The organism is Archaeoglobus neptunius, assembly GCF_016757965.1.
Lineage (GTDB): Archaea > Halobacteriota > Archaeoglobi > Archaeoglobales > Archaeoglobaceae > Archaeoglobus > Archaeoglobus neptunius.
The window spans coordinates 49,933-73,125 of sequence record NZ_JAEKIW010000013.1; the positions used below are offsets into that span (position 1 = coordinate 49,933).

Genomic DNA, 23,193 nt, shown 5'->3' on the forward strand with positions numbered 1-23,193 from the left:
GTGTGTCCCCCAACGAGGAGACAGCAACAAAGGATATTAATAATTCAGCGGACTAAACCCATGTCAAAGATGTACGAAGGGGTCAAAACGTGGAACCCCATTGTGGGCTGCGAGTTCGACTGTAAGTACTGTATCCCCAGTTTTCGCAGACAGGCTAAGAGAAGACGGCCGTGGTGTGAGTTGTGTTACAGTTACAAACCTCACTTCCACCCGGAAAGACTCAAGAGACTCCCAAATTCTCGAAGAATTTTTGTGTGTGCCTACGGTGACATTGCTTGGGCCGAGTATCAATGGGTGAAAACCGTTTTCGAGGTGATTGAAAAACATCCAGACAGAGACTTCTACATCCAGTCAAAAAATCCGTCCGTCTTCGTCATCTTAGAGAGCGAATTCGAAATACCCGACAATGTCGTACTCGGCACGACAGTTGAAACGGACCTATCCACCTTCGTTCACGAGAAGTACCCCACCTACCACGACATCTCCAACGCCCCCCTTCCGGAGGATCGCATAACGGCCATGAAGTTGCTGAAACATCACCGGAAGTACATAACGATAGAGCCAATTCTGGATTTCAGTACTCCGTCTCACTTTGCGAGGCTCATAAAGTCCGTGGAGCCGGAGTTCATTTACGTAGGGTACGACAACCACAACTGCAGACTGCCGGAACCGCCCCTGACGAAAACACTAGACCTACTCGAAAGACTGGACTTCACAGAGGTGAGGTTAAAGACCATAAGAAAAGCCCGGTTCACCACAGAAGAACGTCTCGACACAGTTTCATGCACCTTTCCGACTGAGGTGCATGAAAATGGGTGAAGAAGGTGAGAAAACCGATACGGTGGAGATAGAACTCGAGAAACTGAGGCTCATATCGGAGTACTACGGGTTCCCACTCGCCGTCTTCTTCGCACCCCTCGAAACTCTCAGAGAGAAGATGGACGGAAAAGCCCGCCTAGAAGAGCTGAAGGCGACTATAGACAGGCTCGAAAGGATAAAGGAAGAGTTAGCAGACATTCTGAGGTGACAATCCATGCTGGTGTACACGGGCGAAAAGGACGTCACGGCCAAGGAGTACACCTGCCAGTGCTGTGGCACCAAGGTGTACGTGACGGAGGGGGAGCCGACATACTGTCCGATGTGCACGAAAGAAACCGCAACAGTACTGGGGGCAGTGAACGGCGACCTGAACAGGATGGCAAAAATAACCGTGAACACTCTGAGGGCCTACCAGCACACGGTGGAAAACCTGCTGACTTTGATCAGGACGATCTCTGAAGACAACATAGGATTCGTCAAAAAGGAGGCTGAGAGAATAATACGTGAACTAAAAGAAGACATCAAAGACCTCAAACGAGGTGCTGAGCAATGGTGAAATGCCCGAAATGTGGAGCGGAGATGATCAAAGGACACTCCATAAGGTACTATCAGAAGATTTTGAGAGACAAAGGTGGTGAGAGAATGAGACGACTGCACGTCTGCCCCAAGTGCAGTCTCAGAAAGTACGAAGAGGACGCAAGGTGAAGAACCGTGCCGGTCACCCTGAAGTTCGCCGTGTACCAGTGCGAGTGCGGAGAGATATTCAAGAAGAGAGAAATGCTGCGGAAGCACTGCGAGAAGTGGCGTCACTCCCCTGACGAGGAGTACACGGTCACCGTGAGTGTCTCGAGGGATCGCAGAAGCGTCGAGTACGAACTGACTAGGGGAAAGGCCGAGAACGGTTACCTCTAGGGGGCGTCTTTATGGTCGCGATAAGCTTTTCAACGTTCAGGGACAAGCTGCTGAGCGGGGAGAAAGACCAGACGATCCGCCCCTACTCGGAGAACAGGTACCACCTGCTGAAGGTCAGGAGAAAAAGAATTCAGGTGTACTGGAAGCAGAGGACGAAGGAGTGCGAGAAGCTGTTCGAGGCAGAGCCGACGGAGGTGTTCACGGTTTTTCTAGATCCAGACAGCCACTGCATCTACCGCTACGACGACCACGTGGGAAAGACGTGGATACCAGTGGAGGAGCAGGAGGAAATCGTGAGGAGGGACGGATTCAGGGACGTCGAGGAGTTCTTCGAGTTCTTCACGCGAATGTACGGAGAAGAGTACCTCTGGGACAACATCTTCATGGTCATCCGGTTCAGAAAGCTGGACGGCGGGAGGTGACGAAGGTGACGGCGGTCGACGATTTGGAGAGGCACTACGAACTCCTCCACGACGAGAGGAACAGCCTCCTCTACTGGTACCCGAAGGTGAAGGACGTCGCACCGACACCCAGATCGGTGTGGCTGGAGATAGACGTGGACCTGCAGTGGCTCGAAGTGGGCGTCCCGGAAAGTATAGTAAACAAACTGAAGAGGCTCGCAGCGAGGCTCGACCCCTCACCGTACCCACTGTTCATGCGGACGGACGTGTACAGCGGAAAGCACGACTACGTGGACACGTGCTACGTCGGGTCGGAGGAGGACGTGAGACCGAACCTCTACAACCTGATCGCGGACTCATTCCTGAAGGACCTGTTCACGAGGGCAGTCGTCCTGAGGGAGTTCGTCGAGCTCGACTGGAGGTTCAGGGCGTTTTCCGGTAAGCTCCCCATAGCCCCCGAGGTGAGGGTGATGGTGAGGGACGGAGAGGTGGAGAGGTGGTTCTTCTACTGGCCGGAAGACGCCATCCTGCTCCCGGACAGGCCAGACTGGAGAAAACTGCTCGCGGAGATGAGGAGAACCGCCGAAAGAGAGAGGGAGCGTTTCCTGAGCGTGGCCAGAGAGGTGGCCACGGAGTTCGACGACTACTGGAGCGTGGACTTCGCGAGAACGAGAGACGGCCGGTGGATCCTGATAGACATGGCCCTCGGAGAGGTGTCCTGGAGACCCGAACTCACCGGGAACTACACCGAAACTGTTCCAGACCTGAAAGAAACGCTCGATCTCCCCTGACACCACTCCTATAGTTTTCCGAAAGAGGAGGCGTATATATGGAGAGGGAGAACGAGACCGTCGCAGAGAAGGTGGACAGGATAATCGAGGAACTCCGGAGTCTTAAGGACCTCCTCGAGGCCGACCACGGACCTGTCGTACCGTTCGACGGTGAAGAGTTCAGGGCCTTCCTGAGAAAGCCCTACCTCCTGCTGCCCAAGTCCAGAGACGAGTACTACGTGATCGTTCCGAGGTTCGTCGACTTCCACGTCGGCTGGCTGGAGAGGCAGACCGAGAGCTACAACGTCTTCGTTATCAACCGCTACACCGCGTGGCTCACCGAGCTGCCGGAGGACCTCAAGCTGTTCGAGGAACCGCCCCACGCCACAGTAGACGGCAGATACCTCGTCACGGACGACATCGACCACTTCTGGAGGAGGTACAGACGGCACCTCTCGAGGAGGGAAGGAGACAGGATAAGGATCAAGAGGGGACACGAGTTCGAGCTGATCGCGTCTCTGATCGAGGACGGGATCCTGCCGTTCAAACCACAACCGGTGGACGGGGAAGACCTCAGGGAATGGGAAGGCATCACACTCAGAGGCTACCAGAGGAGGGCGTGGGAAGAGTTCCTGAGGAGGGGTTCGGTGGGGATCTTCTGGCCACCCGGCGCCGGCAAGTCCTACTTCGGGGTTTACATCCTCGCGAGGGTTAGAGGCAAAAAGCTCGTAGTCGTGCCGACCCGCACGCTGAAGGAGCAGTGGGAACGCAGGGTGCGGGAGACGATACCGGAGTACGAGGAGGAGGTGGACGTGATGACCTACGCCTCGTTCCACAGGGCGGCCAGAAGGGAGTACGTACTGGTCATCTTCGACGAGGTACACCACCTCCCAGCACCGACGTACGTCCGGCTCTCCACACTGAAGAGAAAGTACACCGTCGGGCTGTCCGCGTCTCCCTACAGGGAGGACGGCAAGGAGGCCTACATCTTCGCCCTCACCGGATTCCCCGTCGGGATGGACTGGTCGGAGTTCGTCGAGAGGGGCGTGATCTCAAAACCGGTGTTCAGGGTGAAGGTGGTGAGGAACGAGAGGGAGAAGCTGAAGGAACTCGAGAAACTCGTAGGAGAGGGGAAGAGAACGATAATCTTCTGCGACTACATCTCCCTCGGGAAGAAGATAGCGAAGAGACTTAACGTACCTTTCGTGTACTCCCGGACGAGGAGGAGGATGGAGACGATAACCTCGAACAGGGTGGTCGTACTCTCCAGAGTTGGAGACGAGGGGATAAGCCTGCCAGACATGGAGAGAGTCGTGGAGGTTGCCTTTCTGGGCAGGTCGAGGAGACAGCAGACGCAGAGGTTCGGGAGACTGCTGCACTCCACCAGGAGCGTCGACCACATCCTCCTGATGACCGAGGAGGAGTTCGGGAAGTTCTACCCTCGCGTGTACGCGGTCGAAGAAAAAGGGTTCAAGGTTGTTGTTGAGAGACGTTAACTCAAAACTCCGATCAAAGAGAAACACTTATCTGCCCAATCACACACTTCTAGACACACTTAACCCCTTTCCGGGAGGACATGGCCGGCAAGGTTATTATCCAAAGTACAAAGAAGTGCCACACGGTGATGTCCGTGTCTGCTAAGAGAACGTCTCTTAACGAAAAATCAGAGAAACTACAAAAACTTTTGAAGGTTGTCTCCCGTAATGGCCTACGCGACGTCCTTTACACCCTACACAGGCATCCTTACCGCTTTACAGAACTCGTATTCGAGACGAAGATAAACCCCAGAATGTTAAACAAGCACTTAAAAGCCCTAATAGACTTGAACTTGGTCGTAAAAGATACCGACGAGTACATTCTGACAGAAAACGGAAAGAAGCTAATCAAAATCCTGGAACAAATACAATACATTTTTCCAAAAAAAGAAGGTAGACATACCCCACCGCGAAGGGAGCCATTACACTGATAAAGAAACCCGCCACATATAACAAAGATGAGGGCCAGGTTTAAAGGCAAACATAGTGGAACCCACTCAAACATCGATCGCGACAGGGTGACCCAAAACATCCCACCAGAAAGAGTGATATGGAGGAAGAGAGTGACCTCCCGCTATTTATGGACAACCGTAATAGTCTTCGGCGCATTAATGATTCCTCCTCTCTCTCTACGAAGTCATACCTTCATCGTCCCAGCTCTCGCTGGAATATCTATCGCCCTAATAACTGCCGTACTGGTGTACTACGGCTCCACAGAGTACGGGATCACAAACTACCGCGTCTACGCCCGATACGGGATCTTCAGTCGCAAAATCTACGAAGGATACCTCGACAAGATAGCGGGCGTGGAAGTTAGGCAGTCCTTCTTAGACCGGCTCGTGGGAGTGGGGGACGTCATAATAACTCTACACGGTTCTGACAGTCGTATAGAATTCAGAAGCGTAGATTCTCCAAACGAAGTGAAAGACATAATAAATGATGCGGTGTATAAAAACAGGACACTCTGGGCAAAGGAGGTGTGATCGTGCTCGAAGAAGAGTTCGAAATTGAAGAATTTGCGAACAACCCTTCTCCCAGACTACCAATAGCACTCGTCCTCGATACGAGCGCTTCGATGAGTGGCGAGCCGATTGAAGAGCTAAACGAAGCCCTGAAGCTCTTCGTCGACGAGATATACAACGACGAGATTGCCCGCCACTCCGCGGAGATATGCGTAATCACGTTCGGGGGGTTGGTGAGAGTAGTCCAAGACTTCACCACTGTAGACAGAATAGAGCTCGAAGAACTCATCGCCGACGGAAACACGCCTATGGGGTCTGCCGTACTTGTCGCACTCGAAAGGCTGGAAGAGAGAAAGAACCTTTACAAAGAACTCGGAATAGACTACTACCAACCGTGGCTCGTCCTGATGACCGACGGCATGCCTACCGACTCCATTACGGGGGCGGCGGCGAGAGTCCAGGAACTCCTCGACCAAAAAAGACTCGTCGTATTCCCAATCGCCATAGGCCCCAACGCATCCATTTCAGTATTGGAAAAGTTCACCACGCCTAACAGAAGGCCTCTCAGAATGAAAGAACACGGATTCAAGGAGTTTTTCATGTGGCTCAGTAAGAGCGTGGCAAGTGCGTCGAGATCCGTTCCAGGTGAGGGGTTCAAACTCGCAGACGGCCTCGAAGGGTGGGCGAAGATAGATTGAGTCAATGAAGGTCACGACATTCACATTCACATTTACGGGATACCTCCACGCAAAGAACGGAGAGCCGTGTCAGGATTTCTGCACACACAGGTCTATGGACTGCTGCACGGCGATAGCGCTTGCGGACGGAGCGGGAAGTGCAAACCTGTCTCACATAGGGGCCAAAATATCAGCCACGACCTTCGTCGGGTACTTCGTGGCCAACCCGGAGAGGATTTTTGAAAGCAAGGACCACTTCGTCGAGAGGCTCAAGAAAAATCTGGAGAACAACGCAAGAAAGAGAGACATCAGCGTCTCAGCTCTCTCGTCGACTCTCGTAGGAGCGGTCAATTACCGCGACAGCCTTTTCCTGCTACACATAGGAGACGGTAAGGCAATCCTTTTAAGTGACGAGGGAGCGGAAATACTATCGAAAGGCGTGAAAGGGGAGTTCTCCAACGAGACGTACTTCACCACGTCAAGAGACCCCCAGATAAAAGTCGTCAGAACTGAACTAAGTCCACCGTTCTCCGTCGTCCTCATGAGCGATGGAGCGAGCACGCTCTTTTTCGACGATAAAGAGGATGTCCCTGCCCCCATACTACACCGCGTAATCTCGATGATGGGCAGACACACGACGGTAGAAATCAGGAGCAAACTCAGGAGGGCAATAAAATCTCTACCCCCACACAGGAGGTACGACGATGTATCTCTCGCCATCCTAAAGAGATGGAGGTAAAAGTGTGACCTTTCTAACGGACTCTGACCTAATAGACTTAGCTAAGGAGTATCTATTCGTAGCGGACCTCTCCGCCATAAACCAAGAAGGGTCCGAGCAGTTTTTTGAAAGGCTACTGTCTGCGATAGCCAACCACTCCACTCTGGTGGTGGGGCAGGAGGTGCTGGAAAGTGTAAAGAGTAACGAGAAAATTGGCATCCTCAGGATGTTCAATGACGCCAACGCTCTCCGCGTCGAGCACGGAGACACCGTCGAAATACTGAGGAGATTGAGCAGAAAAAAGGTGGCGCTCATCACCAGCGACAACGGCATCGGCAAAGTACCAAAAAACGTGAAAGTCATCTGCATCATGAAAGATGGAGATGTCTCACTTTGCAGTACAAAGTCGGGACCGTTCAGCCCGATCAACTACCCGACCTCCTCTCTCGTGGGGGAGGAATATCCCGTCCCTCCTCAGACCCCACTGGAAATCGACGAAGTTCCAAAAGAAGGTGACATCGTGTTTCTATCCAACGGAGAAAGAGTCAGGCTCGTCGAGACGATTTCGTCAGGCGGTGAAGGGACGGTCTACCAAACGGACGTTCCGAACCTCGTCGCGAAGATATACCGAAAGGAGAGGATCACCGCCGACCTGAAGGAAAAGGTCTCCGTCATGGTCAAGCTGAGAGAGTTTCTTCACGTTGACAAAAGTGACTTCTCGATCGTGTGGCCCAAAGCACTCGTGTTCAACTCGAAAAAGGAATTTGTAGGCTACGTAATGTCCAGAGCAGACGGTACGCCACTACAAAAAATATGCAACTCTTCGACGCTCTTGCGAAAGTACCGACACGTAAAAAGAAGCGATTTAGTGAAAATAGCCATCAACACGCTGAAAGCCCTCGACCACCTCTACTCCTACCGGGTCTTAATGGGCGACGTGAACCAACTTAACATCCTCGTGGACGAAAAGTTGAAGGTGTATCTCATCGACACGGACAGCTACCAGATTGGCCCGTTCGTCTGCAAAGTTGGAAAACCCGAGTTCTCTCACCCCGACTGGATAGGATCTAAGTACGAGGACAACCCGCGTTCTCCGAGGTCAGAAGGGTTCGCTCTTGCCATCCTAGTATTCATGATCCTCCTCCCAGGAAAACACCCTTTTTCCAAGATCGGGGGGGAAGGCGTTATAGACAACATCAAACAAAGGTTCTTTCCGTACGCCGTGAGGGGAACTGACGTGTCTTCTTACGAGAGGGCTCCTGCCGGCTACTGGAGGTACATCTGGAGTCACACGCCCCCCAAAGTCAAAGAGATCCTGCACGACATACTGGTCGGGGAAAGAGAACCCCTCACCTACGAAGAGCTGAGAGCAACGGTCAACGAACTCATATACTACCTCGAAAAGTACCGGTCGGAGATCCTGAGTGGTAAGAGAACGGACGACGTCTTTCCGACGTATTACTTCATTCCCGACTACATCCCCAAGAAGAAGCTTATCTGTCCCAGATGTAAGAAAACTTTTGAAATCTCTCTCGAAACGTACGAAAAACTCTCGAAGAGTGCAAACACCCTGACGTGTCACTACTGCCACACAATTGAGAAAGTAAGCAGAGAAATCAACAGGAAGAAAAGGAAAAAGGCTGTCGTGAAACTACAGGTGGGAAAAGTGTCACAAACGACACAGAGACACCCCAAAACACGACGAAAAGCGACCCACTCCCGCCTCACACCACCAGCTCAAAAAGTACCTACTATCGTAGTTAGGCAACACACACCCGAGAGGAGCACGAAAAAGGTAGCCCTCCTCGCAGTTGCCGGCGCGGTAACGACGATACTCGGTGTTGGGGTAAACTCTCTCGTCGTCCAGGTAGTTGGCCTCACCTCTCTTGCAGTAGGGCTTACAGCCCTCCTGAGAAAGAATTGACGTTTGGCCTCCACTTACCAGACAAAAAGGTCAATGTCTGGCTCTTAAAGCGACAAAACTACACAAACATATATATTCTTTTTTAATGGAGTACAGAACATGGAACTCAACTCCGACAAGGACTTCTACATTGTAGATATAACTAACAAGGAGAAGAACCCAGAGCCCCAAAACCTGAAGAAGACCTCCATTTCTTCATATCTCCGCAGACTGAAGATTATGAGACTATGGAGATACACGAGAAGAACTCTCGCCCTCTTCATTGCCCTCGTCATTGCGTGGGGCTTCTACACAAAGCCAACTGACAGCATGTGGACGAACGAGTACTGGTTCGGAGGCACAACGACGGTGGGAGTGGTTGGGGGGCTCTTCGCAATTTTGGCGGCACAGAAAAAGGAATCGGCAAAACTCTTCCTGGTGGCAGCGGCAATGCTTTACGCCTTGTTTAACATCTACCCCCCCTTAGCAAAACTCGTAGAAGACGTATTTCTAACGCTAAATCAGTACCTCCCGTGATCTACACAAACATACGCACCCCGACCTTGAAGACTACAACTTCAAGGTAGATCGGGAAGTAGGGAGGACGACAAGTATTTACAAAGCCCCCCTGAACGAGACGAGTAGGGCCCAAGTATACGCAACAGATGTAGAGCGAGGCGAGCGTTTCACCCAGTGATCACTTCGCCAATACTGAGGGGAACATCCCTCAACTTCTTCCCGACGATTGCTTTGGCGACTTTACCTGCCTCGCTCTCGTTAAGTGCAACGACCTTAACGGATGTTTCGACACACACCATCGACATTCCGGGGGTGAAGAGCACGGCGTCGAGACCCCTCCCACAGGTGCAACTAACCCTGCACACCTCCAACCTTTTGTCGCTCAACCTCTTTCCGACCTCGTGAATTGCGATGTTAACTGCGTCTTTCGGCGTACGAGCATTTCGGACTATCCACGGAATTATGACCCTGACGACGTATATGTTCCCTCTCTTCTTAGCTCTCCTAACAGTATTGGTACCAATATCCATTCAACCACCCTCTATTCGAGATTGCTCCAATCTCCTCCGGTTGTAGTCGATGAAGTACTGGGTCTTCTCTCTCTTGTAATCTTTCGCGTAAGAGAATATCTCGTGAATCTCCTCGTCGCTGTAGCCCTCCTCTAACAGCATGAACACGAGGTGAACTCTTGCTATGTGCTCTATCGCTCCTCTCTTACTCTCCTCGGGCATGCTCGCTACATACTCGGACTTTGAGTGGATTTTCACTATTCGCGGGTCGGCGCTCAACACACCGTGCTCTTTCAGCACGCTAACGTAGTGTTCTATCCTCTTCTTCCACCTACCTTTTGCCGGTTTAACTTTCCGCTGCTTTTTTCTCTGCCCAGCTTCCCGTTCTAACTCTTCAAGCATCACAGAAACGTACTCGAACGCCTCCCTGAAGTACCCGCTCTCCTCGTAGTGGGGCAGGTCGTACTTCCCACTCTTTACGAATCTTATCACATCATCGTACGTCATGTTCTTCAGCCGTTTGGGTGAGATGGGCGTACAGTAAAGTTTCGACTTCGAGTTGAGCGTGAAAGGAAGTCTCGAGAGTCTCGCAATCTCCGCAACGTTGAGGTCCGCCGTCTTGAGTTCGAGCAACTCGACGAGCGTAACCGCAACCCGCTTCAGCACATCTTTCGGCCTTTGCAGCTTGACCGGTTCGAAAATTACGTAAACGTGGAAGCCTTTAGAGCCGGAAAAATAGACAAGTGGCTCCACGGAGCGCGACTCCAGAAAATCCAGAACCTTCAACACATCCTTGAAGGCGAGTTTTGGGCTCTCTTTCGAGTCGAAGTCCATGAAGAGGGCGTCGATCACTACCCTGTCACGGGGCCACATCACCCCCATCTCGGGGAGGGGGGCGTCGAAAGAGTACACGGAGGCAAAGCAGTTCACGAAGTCGAAGAACTCGATATAGTTGTAGAGGTCACCCAAATCGGAGACATACATGTTTCTGGAAAAGCGTCGTCCACTCTCGGACATGTTCGCAAACTCCCGGGGATACCTGCGCCGGCAGTGCACATCCAAGGCACACTTCACGTCCTCACCTGAAGGGCGTTTCACGGTTACCTATAAGTTCAGTTTTTTATATGAATATAGCGGTTTATGCAACATTTTACTATATATTCGCCCTCCAATTGGCGGAAGTACGGTCTCAAATGAATAAACTCGATAATAACCACGGCAACACTTATATCTGTTTCGTAGTATATTGACACATGTTGGATCCCATAAACTCTGGCGAGGGACGCAAAATCGACATAGCAGCGCTGACACTAATTTTACTTTTAACGGTACCATATCTCTCTATTGTACCGGCGCACGCAGCATCAATTGTGAGCGACTACATATGGCCTGGTGGAAAAGTAATTGTACATGCCTACGATGATTACTTCGCATATCCTTACCTCGACAGGTCATACATGGAAATTCTTGGAACGAAGTATTCTTTGCATGACCAAGCAATATGTCCTAATTACGGACCTACGCCGCACTATGTCTATGCAGTAGCCCCAACCAATATAGGGCCAGAAGGAACTACTGTTCACGTAAAAGCCGCGATATACGTATCGTGTGGCGATTGCGTCCCATCGTGGTATTACGCCGAAAAAGATCTCGTATATCCAACACAACAACCACCGACATTTAGCCTTAGCAAACTTTCAGGTAATGTTGGCGACTCCGTTACTATACATGTAGGGGGCGGTCCGCTTTATCCTAAGTCATATACAGTCACATACAGTTTCGGTTCTATTGTCCTCAAAACCACCTCCTTTAGCCCCAATGACTTAGGCACCTTCACCACAACATGTTATACGCATCCATCGGGCACTTCCTACACGTTCACGGTCCCTACACTCCCACAAGGTACTTACACCGTAAAAGCGACAGTAAGTGGGCTGGCTGATTACCTCCCAACTGAGTACACTGTCGGCCAGTTTGAGATATTTCCCAAACTGTACTCGGCAAGCAAGAACACCTCCACCCAAGAAGTTGGCCTCCCCATCTCCATCTCCTTCACAGGAAAAGGATATGCCGCAAACACGGCATACCAAGTTAAGGTCAAAATAGGATCCCTGTATGCCACTGTTTCCCCTACAACTGTAACCTCAAATGGAGCAGGCGTAATCTCAGGAACTGTAACTGCAATAGTTCCACACGGTCTTTCTGCAGGGTCAAAATCTGTAACACTGTACATTGGGTCTAAAAGTATAAACGTGGGCACTCTTACTGTGAAACAAGGTATCAGTTCCGCGACATTTACGCCGACCAACGCTAATGTAGGGTCAACCATCGTCGTGAAATTCAGCGGTTCAGCTTACGCTGCAAACACTCAGTACTCACCCACTCTTACTATAGACGGGGTGGGAGTATCCCTTTCTCCTTCCAAGGTGCAGACGGATTCAAACGGACAGTTCAACAATGCACAGTTCTCCTTTACGATACCGAACATACCTGGCGGCTCGAAAGAAGTAAAACTGACGGTGGGTACCTCAACGCGAATAATTGGCTACCTGAACGTTGTACCACTCATAACTACTGCTACGATGGACAAGACGAGTGGAAAAGTTGGTTCGACATTCACTATTACGGCAAGTGGTAACGGCTTTCCCACTACGACTCAACCAGTCTCAGTAAAAATAGGAGGGATTAAAGCGACAGTCTCTCCAAATAGTGTATCTCCCAGCACAAGTGGTGACTTCAACAACAAGATGTTCACCGTCACAGTACCAGATGTCCCCTACGGTACCCACCAAGTGCAGTTGACTATAGGTTCCACTTCGACGGTTGTCGGCTCGTATACTATACAATCAAGTCTATCTGCATCGATAGACAAAACAAGAGCAACATACGGCGAAACGGTCAAAGTTACGCTCAACGGAAACGGGCTACCAAACTCTCAGCTAAACGTCATAGTCAAGGTTGGCGACAATCAAGTAACACCTTCTCCCCAACAAGTGACACCCACAAACGGCAAAATAAATACTCAGGTCTCGTTTACGGTCCCAACCCTCCCTCTTGACAACTATCCTGTAACCGTCACTCTGAGTTCTGGTTCGTTCAGCATCACGGCAAACGCAGGGACTCTTACGCTACAGGGAGTCGACCTACACGTAAGCTCCGCCACCGTCACATCCACCCCGCTTGTAGGCAAGCAGACTTCGATATCCTTCACCGTTCAAAACAGCGGCAATCTACCAGCGTCGAACGTAAAGGTGAACGTCCTCGCAAACGAAAACGTAATTGGAACCACCTACGTTACACTTTCGGCCTACGGGTCAACACAAGCCGAAGTCCCCTGGACTCCAAATGCTCCCGGACAAACTGAAATTAGAATTGTTGTAGATCCAGACAACAGCGTAGCGGAGCTCTACGAAAACAACAACGAGTTCAGCACATACGTAATAGTGAAGCACATCAACCTCGCGATTCAGAGTGTAGACGCACCGAGTCAGGTGCTACTCAACCACCAGTACACGTTTAAAGTTACTATCGCCAACACAGGAGATTACCCAAGCGAGTCTTTCACCGTGGCGTTCAAGGAGAACGGGGTGACAACACAGTCTTCCCAAGTGACGAATGTGGACCCATCGAGCACGGTGATCTCGACCTTCACATGGACCCCCACAAACATCGGGACAACGACAATTGAAATCGTCGTAGATTCAGCAAACATGATCGCAGAAAGCAACGAATCTGACAATTCATACAAAGTATCCTACAGTATACTGGCTCCAGAATTAAAAATCGAGAATGTGGACATTCCGGAATTAGTCTATGGTGCAGAGACTACTATAAAGGTGAGGGTGTCCAACTCTGGGAACATGCAGGCAGACACCGACATCACGATCCTCGAAGGGAACTCGGTGGCATCGACGAGCGTCGCGTCCATCTCGGCGGGAGAAACAAGTACCGTAAACCTCACGTACACCCCCGATGTTTACGGCTCGTTCCAGCTAACCGTCTGCGTAGACTACAACAACGCGTTCTCGGAACCTAACGAGGACGACAACTGCTACACAACCACTGTCACCACCAAAGCACCAAACCTGAAAGCGTCCCTAGACGTGCCTTCCAGCGTGGAGATGAAGGAAGGAGGCGTGCCAGTCAACATCACCATCACTAACGACGGGAACTACAACGCAGGCGCGTTCACGGTGCTGATAGACTACTCCTACGGTTCGGAAGTCAGAAGAATCAGCTCCCTCGCCCCACAGGAGTCGGTCAGCATTCAGACGAACCTCGACCTACCGGTGGGCTACCACACCATAACGGTAACCGTAGACGCCTCGGACGAAGTCAAAGAATCGAACGAAAACGACAACATCGTTTCAAAGTCCATAACGGTTACGGGGGCCGATCTGGCCATAACGTCCGTGGACATTCCAGAGACGATACCTCTGGGGAAGACTGCAGAGATAACGGTAAACGTGGAAAACAAAGGGACAGTACAGTTTGACAGCTACAACCTCACACTAAAAGTGAACGGAAAAGTCGTGCAAAACGTAACCACGTCCCTCAACATCGTGACCCTACAGTACACTCCAAACGAGACCGGGGCGCTGGCGATAGAGGTCGAAGCCTATCCAGTCGGCGCATTCGACGTGGACACGTCCAACAACAGGGTGGTCGAAACCATGAGAGTTACAGCGCCGGACCTGTACCTCTCGGTGGTGGCACCAGAAGTCGTGGACGCCCAGAACCCCTTCACCGTAACGGTCTCGGTCAAAAATCAGGGAGACGGGCCGGCAAACGGATTTTCACTAATAGCAACCTACGGAGACCAGATACAGACGAAACAAGCCCTGAGTTGCGATCCGGACAAGACGCTAACGTACACGTTCACATTCACGGCCCTGAAGAACGAGAGCTACTTGGTCGTCAAGGTGGATCCGGACAACATCATCAAGGAGACGGACGAAAACAACAACGAGTTCAACCGCTCCATTGCTGTGAGGGTACCGGACTTGCGAGTCTCCATCGACGCTCCCGACAGCGCCCCCGTGAACGAAAAACAGACGATCCAGATAACGGTGACAAATGTCGGCCAGATAAAAGGCTCGGGGACCGTGACGGTCCAGGTGGACAACACCACGATCACATCAAAAACGGTGACGGTGGACCCCATGAAGTCCACGACCATCAGCGCGTACTACACTCCGTCCAAAGACAAGTACAGCTACGGTAGCCATTTCACGGTCACGGCCAAGGTGGAGACGGACTTCGGAACGCACACCTCTACAGCCACGGTCAAAGTAGTGGCCCCCGACCTGACGGTGGACTACATCAGCATACCGCCCGAAGTCACTCTCGGAGAGGAAACTTATATCACCGTCAGGGTTACGAACAAAGGCGACTACAGGGCTGGAACCTTCAACCTGAAACTGCAGAACGGTGGTAGTACACTCGGAACGGTGACAATAGATGGCTTATCGCCGGGCAGCTCGGTCTCGAAGTCTTTCAGGTGGACGCCACAACAGCTCGGGAAGTACACATTCGAGGCTATCGTCGACCCCGAAAACAAAGTCGTCGAGTGGGACGAATCCAACAACAAGCAGACACAGACGGTCGTCAGGGCTCCAGACCTGGTGATAACCGGAGTCGCCACCAACGAAACGGAGTTTTATACATACTCGCCCTACAAAGTTAAGGTAACAGTGTCTAATATTGGCTCTGCACCAGCAGAGAACGTCTTGGTAAGCATGGAATATCTGAACAACACGAAGAGCGTGACGATAGGTAAGCTCTACCCGGGCAACTCCACGAATGTAGTACTGTTCTTCACGCCGACGTCAAACGGCACGGTACACGTGAACATTACGGTCGACCCCCTCGACAGCGTGATGGAGGTAAACGAAGACAACAACGTATACGAGACAGACTTCTTCGTGAACGAACCACCAAAAGACCTTAACCTCACACAAGCAAAACTCCCTGAAGGGATCCAAGAGAGGGCGACGATGACTCTTAGCTGGAGCATGTTCGGTGGATACTTTGCATGCGCGGGCGCGATAGTGTACGGGATCACGCAGTTTGCGAGGACGGGAGGAGAGCTCGGTAGAAAATATATAATGCTAGGGATACTCGGGGCAATAATCTTAACATCGCTGAACTCGGCGATAGGTTCCTTCTAAACTTTTCTAAACTTTATCCCATTTTTTTGTTGTTGTTCTCACTTGTTCAGCCCTCTTCGACTCGAGGAAAAGAAAGAGAAGAGAAAGACGTTTCAGTCTATAACTTCAATAAACAAGATTTTCTTCTCCCTGTTGAAGTAAATCGCAGCCCTCGATTGGTCGCCGATACCCAAGCTCTGTCGCACGTACTGCGGAATTGTAATCCGCCCTCCCTTGCACACCTTGGCGATACCTGCAATCGTCACGGGGATGTCATTTAAAACGATCTCCTTCTCCACCATGCCCTTCTCTCTACTGAAAATATTATAATCCTTTTTGCCTACCAGAACGATCTTACCACATTATCCATTTTCGTTTTTACTGTGTTTCGTGGCCGTAGTTACAAAAATGGTAGCAGAACATATATATACTTTTCAGAGGGAAACCTACACATGAGTAGGAGAGGCATAGTTAGAGCGGCAGTCCTCCTATCTTTAGCAGTAACAGGGATCCTCCCAGCGGCAGCGGTGGATATAACGATCACACCCTCGCTACCAGCAGAGGCGCAGCAGGGCATCTCGACGGTCCTCGGGTGGCTGTACCTCGTAGCATGGTTTGCAGTCTTTGGTGCAGGCGTGTGGGGCGTCTTCAACCTTGTAAGGGGCGATCAGGACGCTGGAAAGAAGTATCTGGGAGGAGCAATAGTCGGCGCAATAGTTCTTGCAGCACTCCCCTCCCTGATAAACAGTTTGACGGGTGGAGTCATTACCATTAACATCTAACCAACCATTTTTTTGTAAAAAAGTTAAGCCCCCGATTTTTCCCTGCACACCTGTGCCCTAAACGGTAACGATTACAAAAACGATCAGGACTGTAACTCCTGCGAGAGTTCAAATAGTTCGGACGTATTGTAGTAGTACTTCTCGAATATGACCTCTTTCTCAGCAGGTCTGTAGTCAAACACCGTAGAAGTGTTGTAGTAGCCCAACTTCAGTGAGATCTTCTCACCACTTTTTGGAAATTCGGATATGGAGTCCACACTTCCCCAAGAGGTAATGAAATAAGGTACCGCCACGTAGCTATTCTGGACGCCCATCTCTGAGAGTAAAAGCTTCATGTCGCCCGCTAGAAAGGCCACGGGCGTGAGCGTGGGAGGGTACTTCGACTGAGCTATGTCCTCGCTGTCAAGGAGAAACATTGACAGCACCCCCTCCTGACAACCAGAGCCGTTGAATTTGGGCAAGTACCAGTAAACGTCAGTGTGTCTGTATCCCGTGTATGTCAAAAAGCTCATCACGGCCGGTAAAATCTCTCCTCTCTGGATGGTGTTGCCGGCACCACTAATCAGGGCTTCGTAAGGGTAGCCCGTTCGGTTATCGTCCCTAACCACTAGGCCGGCCATGTGCCCCACCAGGTACCACGCCTCGTAGACTTTGTAATCAAAAGAGGAGCCGTAAAGCTCGTCGAGGAACTCAGAGATCTTGTCAGCAGTCCACCTGCTAACCTGATAGTTAAGATATTCCTTCGCGTAGTTTTTGTCTATCTTCTGCGGTTCGAATACCCATCGCGGTACGGGCGTCAAATTCGTCTCGATTATCTCGGGTACGGACGGAATGACCGCCGTTTCACCCCAGGGAGGCAGTTTTCCCGTGGTCGTAAAGTGTACCCTAAAATATCCCGCTGGATAGACCCTGACGACGTCTGTGCCATAGACGTCGATTTTATCTCTAACAAATACGCTGTAGTTGACGACTGCCTCTTCGTAGCCCCACAGACCCTCCGTAAAGTGATCGGCAACGCTCCCCGAGCTTCCGTGGGTAAAGGTAATGTTAGCGGCGATTAGATTTTCCACATAGTCCCCAACCATCTCGACGGCCGGTTTGATGTCGATGTAGATTGGGCTAGTACCATTGTAGACCGTACCCTTCAGAAAAATGTCGTGACTGTCCTTCTCAAAAATAAGAGTCCTCTTCTTTGGGGTCACTTTGTCGATCGTGAGGTAGGAATAACAGTAAAACACGTCGCAGTGTGTGTGGAGCTTCGCTACGACTTCTAGCTCTGCAAGGGGCCCCCACCCCTTGTAGTACCCTCCATCAAAACGGTATGTGCCAGCACCGAGGCCATACCTACAACGCTTCACCTCGGTGTGGAGGTCACCGTCCACTTTGTAGCCCAGCTCGTAACAGATGTCGAAGTCGTACTGGTCGACATCTTTTACGTCGTACTTCACGTAACCGACCACCACGCGTGAGTCCACCTTTCTAGAAACGGTACTAACGTTAAACTCTCCAGACGGGGTGTAGGGCACATCGTAAGTGTCGGGCTCGAAATCACAGTAGGTGAGGTTGAGCTGCTTGTACGGCATTTTAACGTCAAAAACTTCAGGGTTAGCGATGTAGCTCACACACGACGAGTTGTTGTAGTGGATCTTCATGATCCCAGTGAGGTTTTCCAGAACTTGGTATTGCTTGGGGGCTATCTGTCTCGCAGGTAAGCTAAGCCCCTTCAACAACAGGTCACGCATAGTCGTATTGCTACTCCCGTCTTTCACGATGAAAGGTAGTACGCTACTCAGGGTAAGCCGAGAGTAGTTCAGGGCAAAAGTGTCCTCGAGGGTGTAGTTAGCCAGTTCTTCAGGTGTCAGAACGAAAGTCTCGTTCTCGACGAGTACGGAGAGATTTGAAATTACGAATTTGCCACCCTCGTAGTGTCCAACGAACGCGTAATTTTCGTTCAGCCACTCTGCCACTGCACCGACGGCCCAACCAAGGGCCGCCAGAAAGAAAATCAGAAAAAAGAGAAATGCCAGCCCCCTCTTCATACCTTCTCATCTTCAAAAGTACCGCGTAGGAACCTCTTACTAATTTTCTTGACCTTCTTTTGCCTACGTCGCCACCCTGGTCTTTTTATTTTACCCGCTTTCGGTCTGTTAACTTTGCTTGGGTCCGGGACGTTACTCCCGTTTACGAAGTACATAACCGCGCCAAAAACGATCGCTTCAAAGGTCACACTCTTTTGGGGGTAGAACGCACCTACGATTGCGAGAAGTGAAATACCCAGCGAGACGGCAGTAGCCACTCCACTCTTCGAGTTGAGTGCACCCCATCCCACGAAGATAGCAAAGAAAAGGTACAAGATGTGCCTCACAGTCAGTTTTCCCCACACTCTTTCCGAAAGCAGGTCGGGGTTGTCGACCTCCTGAAAGTCAAACAGTCTCGCGTCGAATCCAGACATCACTCACCACCTCCGACCACTTCTTCAACCTCTGAAAAGCTGTCCTCAACATCAGCGGCAAAAGCTCGTCTTTCTGCAACGTTCGTCGTGAATGTGTAGTACTCCTGCCGAGTTGGCATGACTTGCATCGCAATTCTCTTGTCGCCCGCCTTCAGCAGCCCAAAGCCGGGACGGGCGTCAATCAACATTGACGCTTCGTGTGAAGATAGCTTGTAAATCTGCTTTAGCGTGTCGATACCCTCCTTTTCCTGCCTCAAAAGAAGTGCCGTTGCAGCTTGCTCCAGAATCGTTCTCCCCTCCGGTGTCCTCGCGATGTCTTCTGCCCTCTGCGTGATGTAGAGGAAGTTCAGGAAGTACTTCCTACCCCTCCTCGATATGTTTTCAAATAGGTTCAATACCGAAGGCGTGTCCATGTAGAGCCACGCCTCGTCGGTAAAGAAGATTGCTCTCCTGCCGTACTGGAGAAGCGTACTGTAAGCGTACGTAGAGAGAAAAGCACTGATGAGTATTTTCAACCTACGGTTTCTCACCTCTCTCAGCCCGAAGACTACCGACCCACTTAGTTTTTGGGGTTTTCCTTCGTAGATGTATATGTCTGGAGGGGCCGTGGCTCCGCGGAAGTACTGTCTCAAGCGTGCGTCTTTTATGTTCTCCACGAACTCGACGATGTTCTCGACATTCCCCTGCTGGGTAAAGAGCTCAGCCCTCAGTGTCCCTTGCAGTGGTTGGGGAACCGCGTAGAGGTCCGACAACAGTTCGGCAACTTGGGCGATGTCGAGGACTTCTTCACCCTGCATGAGGTTTATGTTCATCAACCGGATCGGGTCCAACCCAAGCTTTTGGTTTTCTTCGACCACGATGGTGTTGATACCGAGATACTTCCTCACGTCTGGAGTAACGTATTCGTTCTCCGGGTCTATACCGAAAATAATTAGGTCGTCGCCGTACTTCCTTAACATCCTGTTGAGGTAAATTTTGGCCGTCATCGACTTTCCGGCCCCGGAAACTCCGAGAATAACCATGTTGTAGTTGTGCCTCTTGTAAATGTTGAACTCAACCGGACTCCTCGTCCCCGAGAGGCCGAGAAATATACCATCCTCGTCCCTGAGGTCTTCGGCGATGAGGGGAAAGAACACCCTCATTGATCTGGTGTCGGAGTACCTCTTGACCAAGGATGCAAATCCCGCACCCACGTTTGGTGAGTAGTTGTACAGGTCCTTCTGGAAGAATGGAGGCGATTGGGCTTCGATTCCAAACACTTTCAACTGGTCTTGGAGCAACGACGACTTCTCGTTCAGTTCGTTCTTGTCTCTCCCGTAGACCGTGAACATCAAGTAGTAGTTCACGAGGTCTGCACCACTCGCAACCCTCCTGCTCAGTTCCACGAGCGCCCAGTACTCCTTTTCCGTCTTGCTGTCGTTAACGGCCTGCTCCTTCCTTCTCTTCGCCCGGTCTATGATCTCCAGAGCCTTACTCATCGGGACGGTATACCAGACCAGAGCTACGTCGTCTGCAATACCGAAAATAGAGTACAGGAAACCCTCTGCTAGTAGGGCTGGAAAACGGTAGGCAACGAAGGTTCTCGCAAACGAGCCATCGCTCAACTGTACCTCAAACGGGTAGTTTTTCACCACTCTCGGTCGCTCTTCGAAGGGATCTCGATCTAATTTTCTGGCTCCAAACATCGTCAGGTCTTGCTTCGGGGTTTTTAGAAATATCCTCTTAGAGGTTACCGAGATCGTCTCGTCGAACAGCCGGTACACCTCGTCCCTGACAGTGACGAGGAGGGTGCCCTCACCTACAATGGACAAGAAACCCTGAAAGTCGGAGAGCAGTTGGTCCCTCTCTATCTCGTTCATCACTGAGAACGGATATCCGTCAAGCTCGTAGTAGTACTCCCTCTTCTTCCTCGATTTTTTCTTGGCCCTTCCTTTGCTTTTTCCAATATCCTCTCTTATTTTTTGCGTGTCCGGTCTCTCGATGTATACCCTCTCTTCCTCGCTTACCTCAGTTTCCTCAGACTCCTCTTTTTCCAACTTCTTCTTTTTCTTTTTTCGCCTGAACATTTCCTACCTCCTCAACAACCTTTCAACTTCTTCAACGGGAATACGATACTGTCCCCCTGGCAGTCTCACGGAGCGAATCACTCCATTTCTGCACCACTTCTGAACTGTCCTCTCACTGACCTTCAACATCCCAGCAACCTCTTTTACGGTGTAAAACCCTGGCAACCTACCCCCTCCGTGGTACCATACCACTTACTAATACCCTCAAAACGCTTATAACTATTTTCGCAAAAAAACACTGGAAGCGGAATTACAACTCAATTTCGCATACCGGTGGGGCTATGGCGGGTGAGAAGTTTATAATTGACTATAATTCGCATAATAAACCCGACAGAACTAAAAGGAACCTAAAGAAAACAATCCGGGACGCCATCATGTCATTCTCTATCGTGGTCGGACTGACAGCCTTGCTCTCCGCTTACCTAACCGTCCTCACGACATTTACCTTCGCATATTTTTCCGAGGAAAAAAGAGTTATCGTGGACATAAACGCGTTAGGGGAGGCAGAACTGGAAGCGATGTCCCTCATGCTTTCAACCCCTTTCGTGGTGTTCACACTGTACTACCTACTCAAAAAAGCGCTTGGCAGGCAAAAGAAGTGATTTAAGCCGTTGTGCGTGGGGGATGTTGATAACATATTTATATGTTTCCGAAATAAAGAGAACATGGTATTTAGCAAGTTGTTCGGAAAGAAAAAAGAAGAGAAGAAAACAACCGAACCGACGAGCGACGATCGCGGGGAGGAGCTCTATCGAGCTTATCTAGAGGATCACTCAATGTCGAAAGCTTTTTTCGACATGACCCTCAACGAGTTTCTTGGGAGGAAAATATACCAGTACGACGCAGACGAGAAGAACCCTCACAGATTCCTGCTCACGATAGGTATAGACAGGGAAACCGAAATGAGCAAGGTCGTACTTGGAGGAGCCAACTGGACGCCTTTTATATTTGGCTTCGTAGACAGCCAACTCCACAGGCGGGTACACTTCACAGACAAATCTTCTCACCTTCCCATTCGTACTCTCGTGTACTTCACATCTTACGACTTTGACGAGCAGATAATGCGAAGACTCTTCAACATGCCCGACCCGGCAATTTACGAAGATGAGGCGTTCCACGAGGCGAAGGAGGTGGCCAAAAGCGTTCCGATATTTTTCTCTGAGCACCTGAGAAACTACGGCGTGACACATTTATTCCCAAGCAGTCTGAGAGCAGTGGACGTGGACGTGATAAAGATTACTCTGGACAACTACATTGTAGAGATCCCTGACTCAGTACCTGTAAGAGCGTTCGGGGAGGTCCTCAGGAGAGGGAAACTTAGATTCGAGGATTTCTACAAAATGTTGTTCGAAGATTGCACGAACTGGCTCAGAGAAGAGTTCCCAGAGTTCCAGAACGTTGATAGTTTTTACTTTGAAGCCTCAGTTGAATACGCAGTGCTCATGCTAACGCTCCTTACAGAACTCGGAGTCACCAACTTCGGCGAGAAAGAGATGAATGCCTTCTTTGACCGTGTGGATAAGCTGTCAAAAAAGTATAAACTCTGACACTCTCTGCCAAAAAAGGGGAGAGGTGGTAAAGTTTTTTAGTTATCTTCCCTCTTCATCGTCTTTCTACCCTTCCAGCGTCTCGTGTGCCTTCACTCGCGTTGCGCAACTCACCCCTCGAAAGTGACATACGTTGTTTTCTAATTGTTGTAGGTTCAATGCCGTAAAACGGAGCCATAGCCCCAATGCTGTGGTCGTAGAGGCCATAGACAAAGTGTTTTCCGAAACTTCCACTCCACTCCGCTACCGCTCTTCCTACCTGCACGACACCCGACTTCAGCCCCTCAACGATCTTTTCGTGTGTGCGTGGGATAGCCGTGATGTCAGGCGCTCCCTCTGCTATCACCTGCTCGCGGACAGCTAACGTGGCCCTCGTGGACGGTGCGTAGCCTACATCCGGGAGGCCACCCGCCCCTCTCGAAACAATTGCACTCGACCCTCTTGGAAATGCACTCGAGGGAGGTAGTGGCGC

Annotated in this window: 25 protein-coding genes; 18 read left to right on the plus strand and 7 right to left on the minus strand. The window is 50.8% G+C overall.

Annotated elements, in window-relative coordinates:
- Window positions 1-60 precede the first annotated feature (60 nt).
- The 14 genes from JFQ59_RS10585 to JFQ59_RS10650 all read left to right on the plus strand — a co-directional run bounded on the left by JFQ59_RS10585 (window position 61) and on the right by JFQ59_RS10650 (window position 9,234).
- A complete protein-coding gene (locus tag JFQ59_RS10585; RefSeq protein WP_202320407.1) occupies window positions 61-819 on the plus strand; it encodes a DUF5131 family protein in 759 nt (252 codons plus the stop codon).
- A complete protein-coding gene (locus JFQ59_RS10590) occupies window positions 812-1,027 on the plus strand; it encodes a hypothetical protein (protein ID WP_202320408.1) in 216 nt (71 codons plus the stop codon). Before JFQ59_RS10585 ends, JFQ59_RS10590 begins: the two co-directional genes overlap by 8 nt.
- A gap of 6 nt (window positions 1,028-1,033) precedes the next feature.
- Window positions 1,034-1,375, plus strand: a complete 342-nt coding sequence (locus JFQ59_RS10595; RefSeq protein WP_202320409.1) for a hypothetical protein — start codon at window positions 1,034-1,036, stop codon at window positions 1,373-1,375.
- On the plus strand, window positions 1,369-1,524 hold the full coding sequence (locus JFQ59_RS10600; protein ID WP_202320410.1) for a hypothetical protein: 156 nt from the start codon (window positions 1,369-1,371) through the stop codon (window positions 1,522-1,524). Before JFQ59_RS10595 ends, JFQ59_RS10600 begins: the two co-directional genes overlap by 7 nt.
- A 6-nt stretch (window positions 1,525-1,530) precedes the next feature.
- Window positions 1,531-1,731, plus strand: a complete 201-nt coding sequence (locus tag JFQ59_RS10605) for a hypothetical protein (RefSeq protein WP_202320411.1) — start codon at window positions 1,531-1,533, stop codon at window positions 1,729-1,731.
- 11 nt (window positions 1,732-1,742) lie between these two features.
- A complete protein-coding gene (locus JFQ59_RS10610) occupies window positions 1,743-2,153 on the plus strand; it encodes an ASCH domain-containing protein (protein WP_202320412.1) in 411 nt (136 codons plus the stop codon).
- 5 nt (window positions 2,154-2,158) lie between these two features.
- Complete coding sequence (locus tag JFQ59_RS10615; RefSeq protein ID WP_202320413.1) at window positions 2,159-2,923, plus strand: ATP-grasp domain-containing protein; 765 nt, start codon at window positions 2,159-2,161, stop codon at window positions 2,921-2,923.
- 38 nt (window positions 2,924-2,961) lie between these two features.
- Window positions 2,962-4,398 (plus strand): DEAD/DEAH box helicase, encoded by a 1,437-nt coding sequence (locus JFQ59_RS10620; RefSeq protein WP_202320414.1) that lies wholly within the window; start codon window positions 2,962-2,964, stop codon window positions 4,396-4,398.
- An 80-nt stretch (window positions 4,399-4,478) separates the two neighbouring features.
- Window positions 4,479-4,868: a winged helix-turn-helix domain-containing protein gene (locus JFQ59_RS10625; protein ID WP_230972464.1), complete on the plus strand. Its 390-nt coding sequence runs from the start codon at window positions 4,479-4,481 to the stop codon at window positions 4,866-4,868.
- A 27-nt stretch (window positions 4,869-4,895) separates the two neighbouring features.
- Window positions 4,896-5,420: a PH domain-containing protein gene (locus JFQ59_RS10630; RefSeq protein ID WP_202320415.1), complete on the plus strand. Its 525-nt coding sequence runs from the start codon at window positions 4,896-4,898 to the stop codon at window positions 5,418-5,420.
- Between the two features lie 2 nt (window positions 5,421-5,422).
- A complete protein-coding gene (locus JFQ59_RS10635; protein ID WP_202320416.1) occupies window positions 5,423-6,097 on the plus strand; it encodes a vWA domain-containing protein in 675 nt (224 codons plus the stop codon).
- A 4-nt stretch (window positions 6,098-6,101) separates the two neighbouring features.
- Complete coding sequence (locus tag JFQ59_RS10640; RefSeq protein WP_202320417.1) at window positions 6,102-6,815, plus strand: PP2C family serine/threonine-protein phosphatase; 714 nt, start codon at window positions 6,102-6,104, stop codon at window positions 6,813-6,815.
- A gap of 4 nt (window positions 6,816-6,819) precedes the next feature.
- Window positions 6,820-8,718: a protein kinase domain-containing protein gene (locus JFQ59_RS10645; RefSeq protein WP_202320418.1), complete on the plus strand. Its 1,899-nt coding sequence runs from the start codon at window positions 6,820-6,822 to the stop codon at window positions 8,716-8,718.
- Window positions 8,719-8,817: 99 nt separating this feature from the next.
- Entirely contained in the window at window positions 8,818-9,234 is a 417-nt protein-coding gene (locus tag JFQ59_RS10650) for a hypothetical protein (protein WP_202320419.1), read from the plus strand.
- 149 nt (window positions 9,235-9,383) lie between these two features.
- Here JFQ59_RS10650 and JFQ59_RS10655 read toward each other — a convergent pair whose 3' ends face one another.
- Both JFQ59_RS10655 and JFQ59_RS10660 read right to left on the minus strand, forming a co-directional pair.
- The gene (locus JFQ59_RS10655) at window positions 9,384-9,746 is read right to left on the minus strand and encodes a DUF555 domain-containing protein (protein WP_202320420.1); all 363 of its coding nucleotides are present in this window, start codon (window positions 9,744-9,746) and stop codon (window positions 9,384-9,386) included.
- Window positions 9,747-10,799 (minus strand): bifunctional DNA primase/polymerase, encoded by a 1,053-nt coding sequence (locus JFQ59_RS10660; protein ID WP_202320421.1) that lies wholly within the window; start codon window positions 10,797-10,799, stop codon window positions 9,747-9,749. It abuts the gene before it with no gap.
- Between the two features lie 179 nt (window positions 10,800-10,978).
- Between JFQ59_RS10660 and JFQ59_RS10665 the strand changes: the two genes are divergently transcribed.
- The gene (locus JFQ59_RS10665) at window positions 10,979-15,895 is read left to right on the plus strand and encodes a CARDB domain-containing protein (protein ID WP_202320422.1); all 4,917 of its coding nucleotides are present in this window, start codon (window positions 10,979-10,981) and stop codon (window positions 15,893-15,895) included.
- A gap of 92 nt (window positions 15,896-15,987) precedes the next feature.
- Here the strand turns inward: JFQ59_RS10665 and JFQ59_RS10670 are convergent, their stop codons facing one another.
- Window positions 15,988-16,176 (minus strand): hypothetical protein, encoded by a 189-nt coding sequence (locus JFQ59_RS10670; protein WP_202320423.1) that lies wholly within the window; start codon window positions 16,174-16,176, stop codon window positions 15,988-15,990.
- An 81-nt stretch (window positions 16,177-16,257) separates the two neighbouring features.
- Between JFQ59_RS10670 and JFQ59_RS10675 the strand changes: the two genes are divergently transcribed.
- Window positions 16,258-16,656 (plus strand): hypothetical protein, encoded by a 399-nt coding sequence (locus tag JFQ59_RS10675; protein ID WP_202320424.1) that lies wholly within the window; start codon window positions 16,258-16,260, stop codon window positions 16,654-16,656.
- A gap of 83 nt (window positions 16,657-16,739) precedes the next feature.
- Here JFQ59_RS10675 and JFQ59_RS10680 read toward each other — a convergent pair whose 3' ends face one another.
- From JFQ59_RS10680 to JFQ59_RS10695, 4 genes are read right to left on the minus strand one after another with little or no spacing between them, the layout of a single operon-like run.
- Window positions 16,740-18,695, minus strand: coding sequence for a hypothetical protein (locus tag JFQ59_RS10680; protein ID WP_202320425.1), 1,956 nt, complete (start codon window positions 18,693-18,695; stop codon window positions 16,740-16,742).
- On the minus strand, window positions 18,692-19,108 hold the full coding sequence (locus tag JFQ59_RS10685) for a hypothetical protein (RefSeq protein ID WP_202320426.1): 417 nt from the start codon (window positions 19,106-19,108) through the stop codon (window positions 18,692-18,694). The genes JFQ59_RS10680 and JFQ59_RS10685 overlap by 4 nt, the downstream gene beginning before the upstream one ends.
- Entirely contained in the window at window positions 19,108-21,174 is a 2,067-nt protein-coding gene (locus JFQ59_RS10690; RefSeq protein WP_202320427.1) for a VirB4 family type IV secretion system protein, read from the minus strand. The genes JFQ59_RS10685 and JFQ59_RS10690 overlap by 1 nt, the downstream gene beginning before the upstream one ends.
- Before the next feature lie 3 nt (window positions 21,175-21,177).
- A complete protein-coding gene (locus tag JFQ59_RS10695; protein WP_202320428.1) occupies window positions 21,178-21,366 on the minus strand; it encodes a helix-turn-helix domain-containing protein in 189 nt (62 codons plus the stop codon).
- 182 nt (window positions 21,367-21,548) lie between these two features.
- On the opposite strand from JFQ59_RS10695, the gene JFQ59_RS10700 reads away from it, so the two are divergent.
- Window positions 21,549-21,776, plus strand: coding sequence for a hypothetical protein (locus JFQ59_RS10700; RefSeq protein WP_202320429.1), 228 nt, complete (start codon window positions 21,549-21,551; stop codon window positions 21,774-21,776).
- Between the two features lie 63 nt (window positions 21,777-21,839).
- Window positions 21,840-22,721, plus strand: coding sequence for a hypothetical protein (locus JFQ59_RS10705; protein WP_202320430.1), 882 nt, complete (start codon window positions 21,840-21,842; stop codon window positions 22,719-22,721).
- Window positions 22,722-23,193 lie beyond the last annotated feature (472 nt).

Coding starts and splice junctions, on each gene's coding strand:
- JFQ59_RS10585 (WP_202320407.1), top strand. CDS start 61: ATGTCAAAGATGTACGAAGGGGTCAAAACGTGGAACCCCATTGTGGGC.
- JFQ59_RS10590 (WP_202320408.1), top strand. CDS start 812: ATGGGTGAAGAAGGTGAGAAAACCGATACGGTGGAGATAGAACTCGAG.
- JFQ59_RS10595 (WP_202320409.1), top strand. CDS start 1,034: ATGCTGGTGTACACGGGCGAAAAGGACGTCACGGCCAAGGAGTACACC.
- JFQ59_RS10600 (WP_202320410.1), top strand. CDS start 1,369: ATGGTGAAATGCCCGAAATGTGGAGCGGAGATGATCAAAGGACACTCC.
- JFQ59_RS10610 (WP_202320412.1), top strand. CDS start 1,743: ATGGTCGCGATAAGCTTTTCAACGTTCAGGGACAAGCTGCTGAGCGGG.
- JFQ59_RS10620 (WP_202320414.1), top strand. CDS start 2,962: ATGGAGAGGGAGAACGAGACCGTCGCAGAGAAGGTGGACAGGATAATC.
- JFQ59_RS10625 (WP_230972464.1), top strand. CDS start 4,479: ATGGCCGGCAAGGTTATTATCCAAAGTACAAAGAAGTGCCACACGGTG.
- JFQ59_RS10630 (WP_202320415.1), top strand. CDS start 4,896: ATGAGGGCCAGGTTTAAAGGCAAACATAGTGGAACCCACTCAAACATC.
- JFQ59_RS10640 (WP_202320417.1), top strand. CDS start 6,102: ATGAAGGTCACGACATTCACATTCACATTTACGGGATACCTCCACGCA.
- JFQ59_RS10650 (WP_202320419.1), top strand. CDS start 8,818: ATGGAACTCAACTCCGACAAGGACTTCTACATTGTAGATATAACTAAC.
- JFQ59_RS10655 (WP_202320420.1), bottom strand. CDS start 9,746: ATGGATATTGGTACCAATACTGTTAGGAGAGCTAAGAAGAGAGGGAAC.
- JFQ59_RS10665 (WP_202320422.1), top strand. CDS start 10,979: ATGTTGGATCCCATAAACTCTGGCGAGGGACGCAAAATCGACATAGCA.
- JFQ59_RS10670 (WP_202320423.1), bottom strand. CDS start 16,176: ATGGTGGAGAAGGAGATCGTTTTAAATGACATCCCCGTGACGATTGCA.
- JFQ59_RS10680 (WP_202320425.1), bottom strand. CDS start 18,695: ATGAAGAGGGGGCTGGCATTTCTCTTTTTTCTGATTTTCTTTCTGGCG.
- JFQ59_RS10685 (WP_202320426.1), bottom strand. CDS start 19,108: ATGTCTGGATTCGACGCGAGACTGTTTGACTTTCAGGAGGTCGACAAC.
- JFQ59_RS10690 (WP_202320427.1), bottom strand. CDS start 21,174: ATGTTCAGGCGAAAAAAGAAAAAGAAGAAGTTGGAAAAAGAGGAGTCT.
- JFQ59_RS10700 (WP_202320429.1), top strand. CDS start 21,549: ATGTCATTCTCTATCGTGGTCGGACTGACAGCCTTGCTCTCCGCTTAC.
- JFQ59_RS10705 (WP_202320430.1), top strand. CDS start 21,840: ATGGTATTTAGCAAGTTGTTCGGAAAGAAAAAAGAAGAGAAGAAAACA.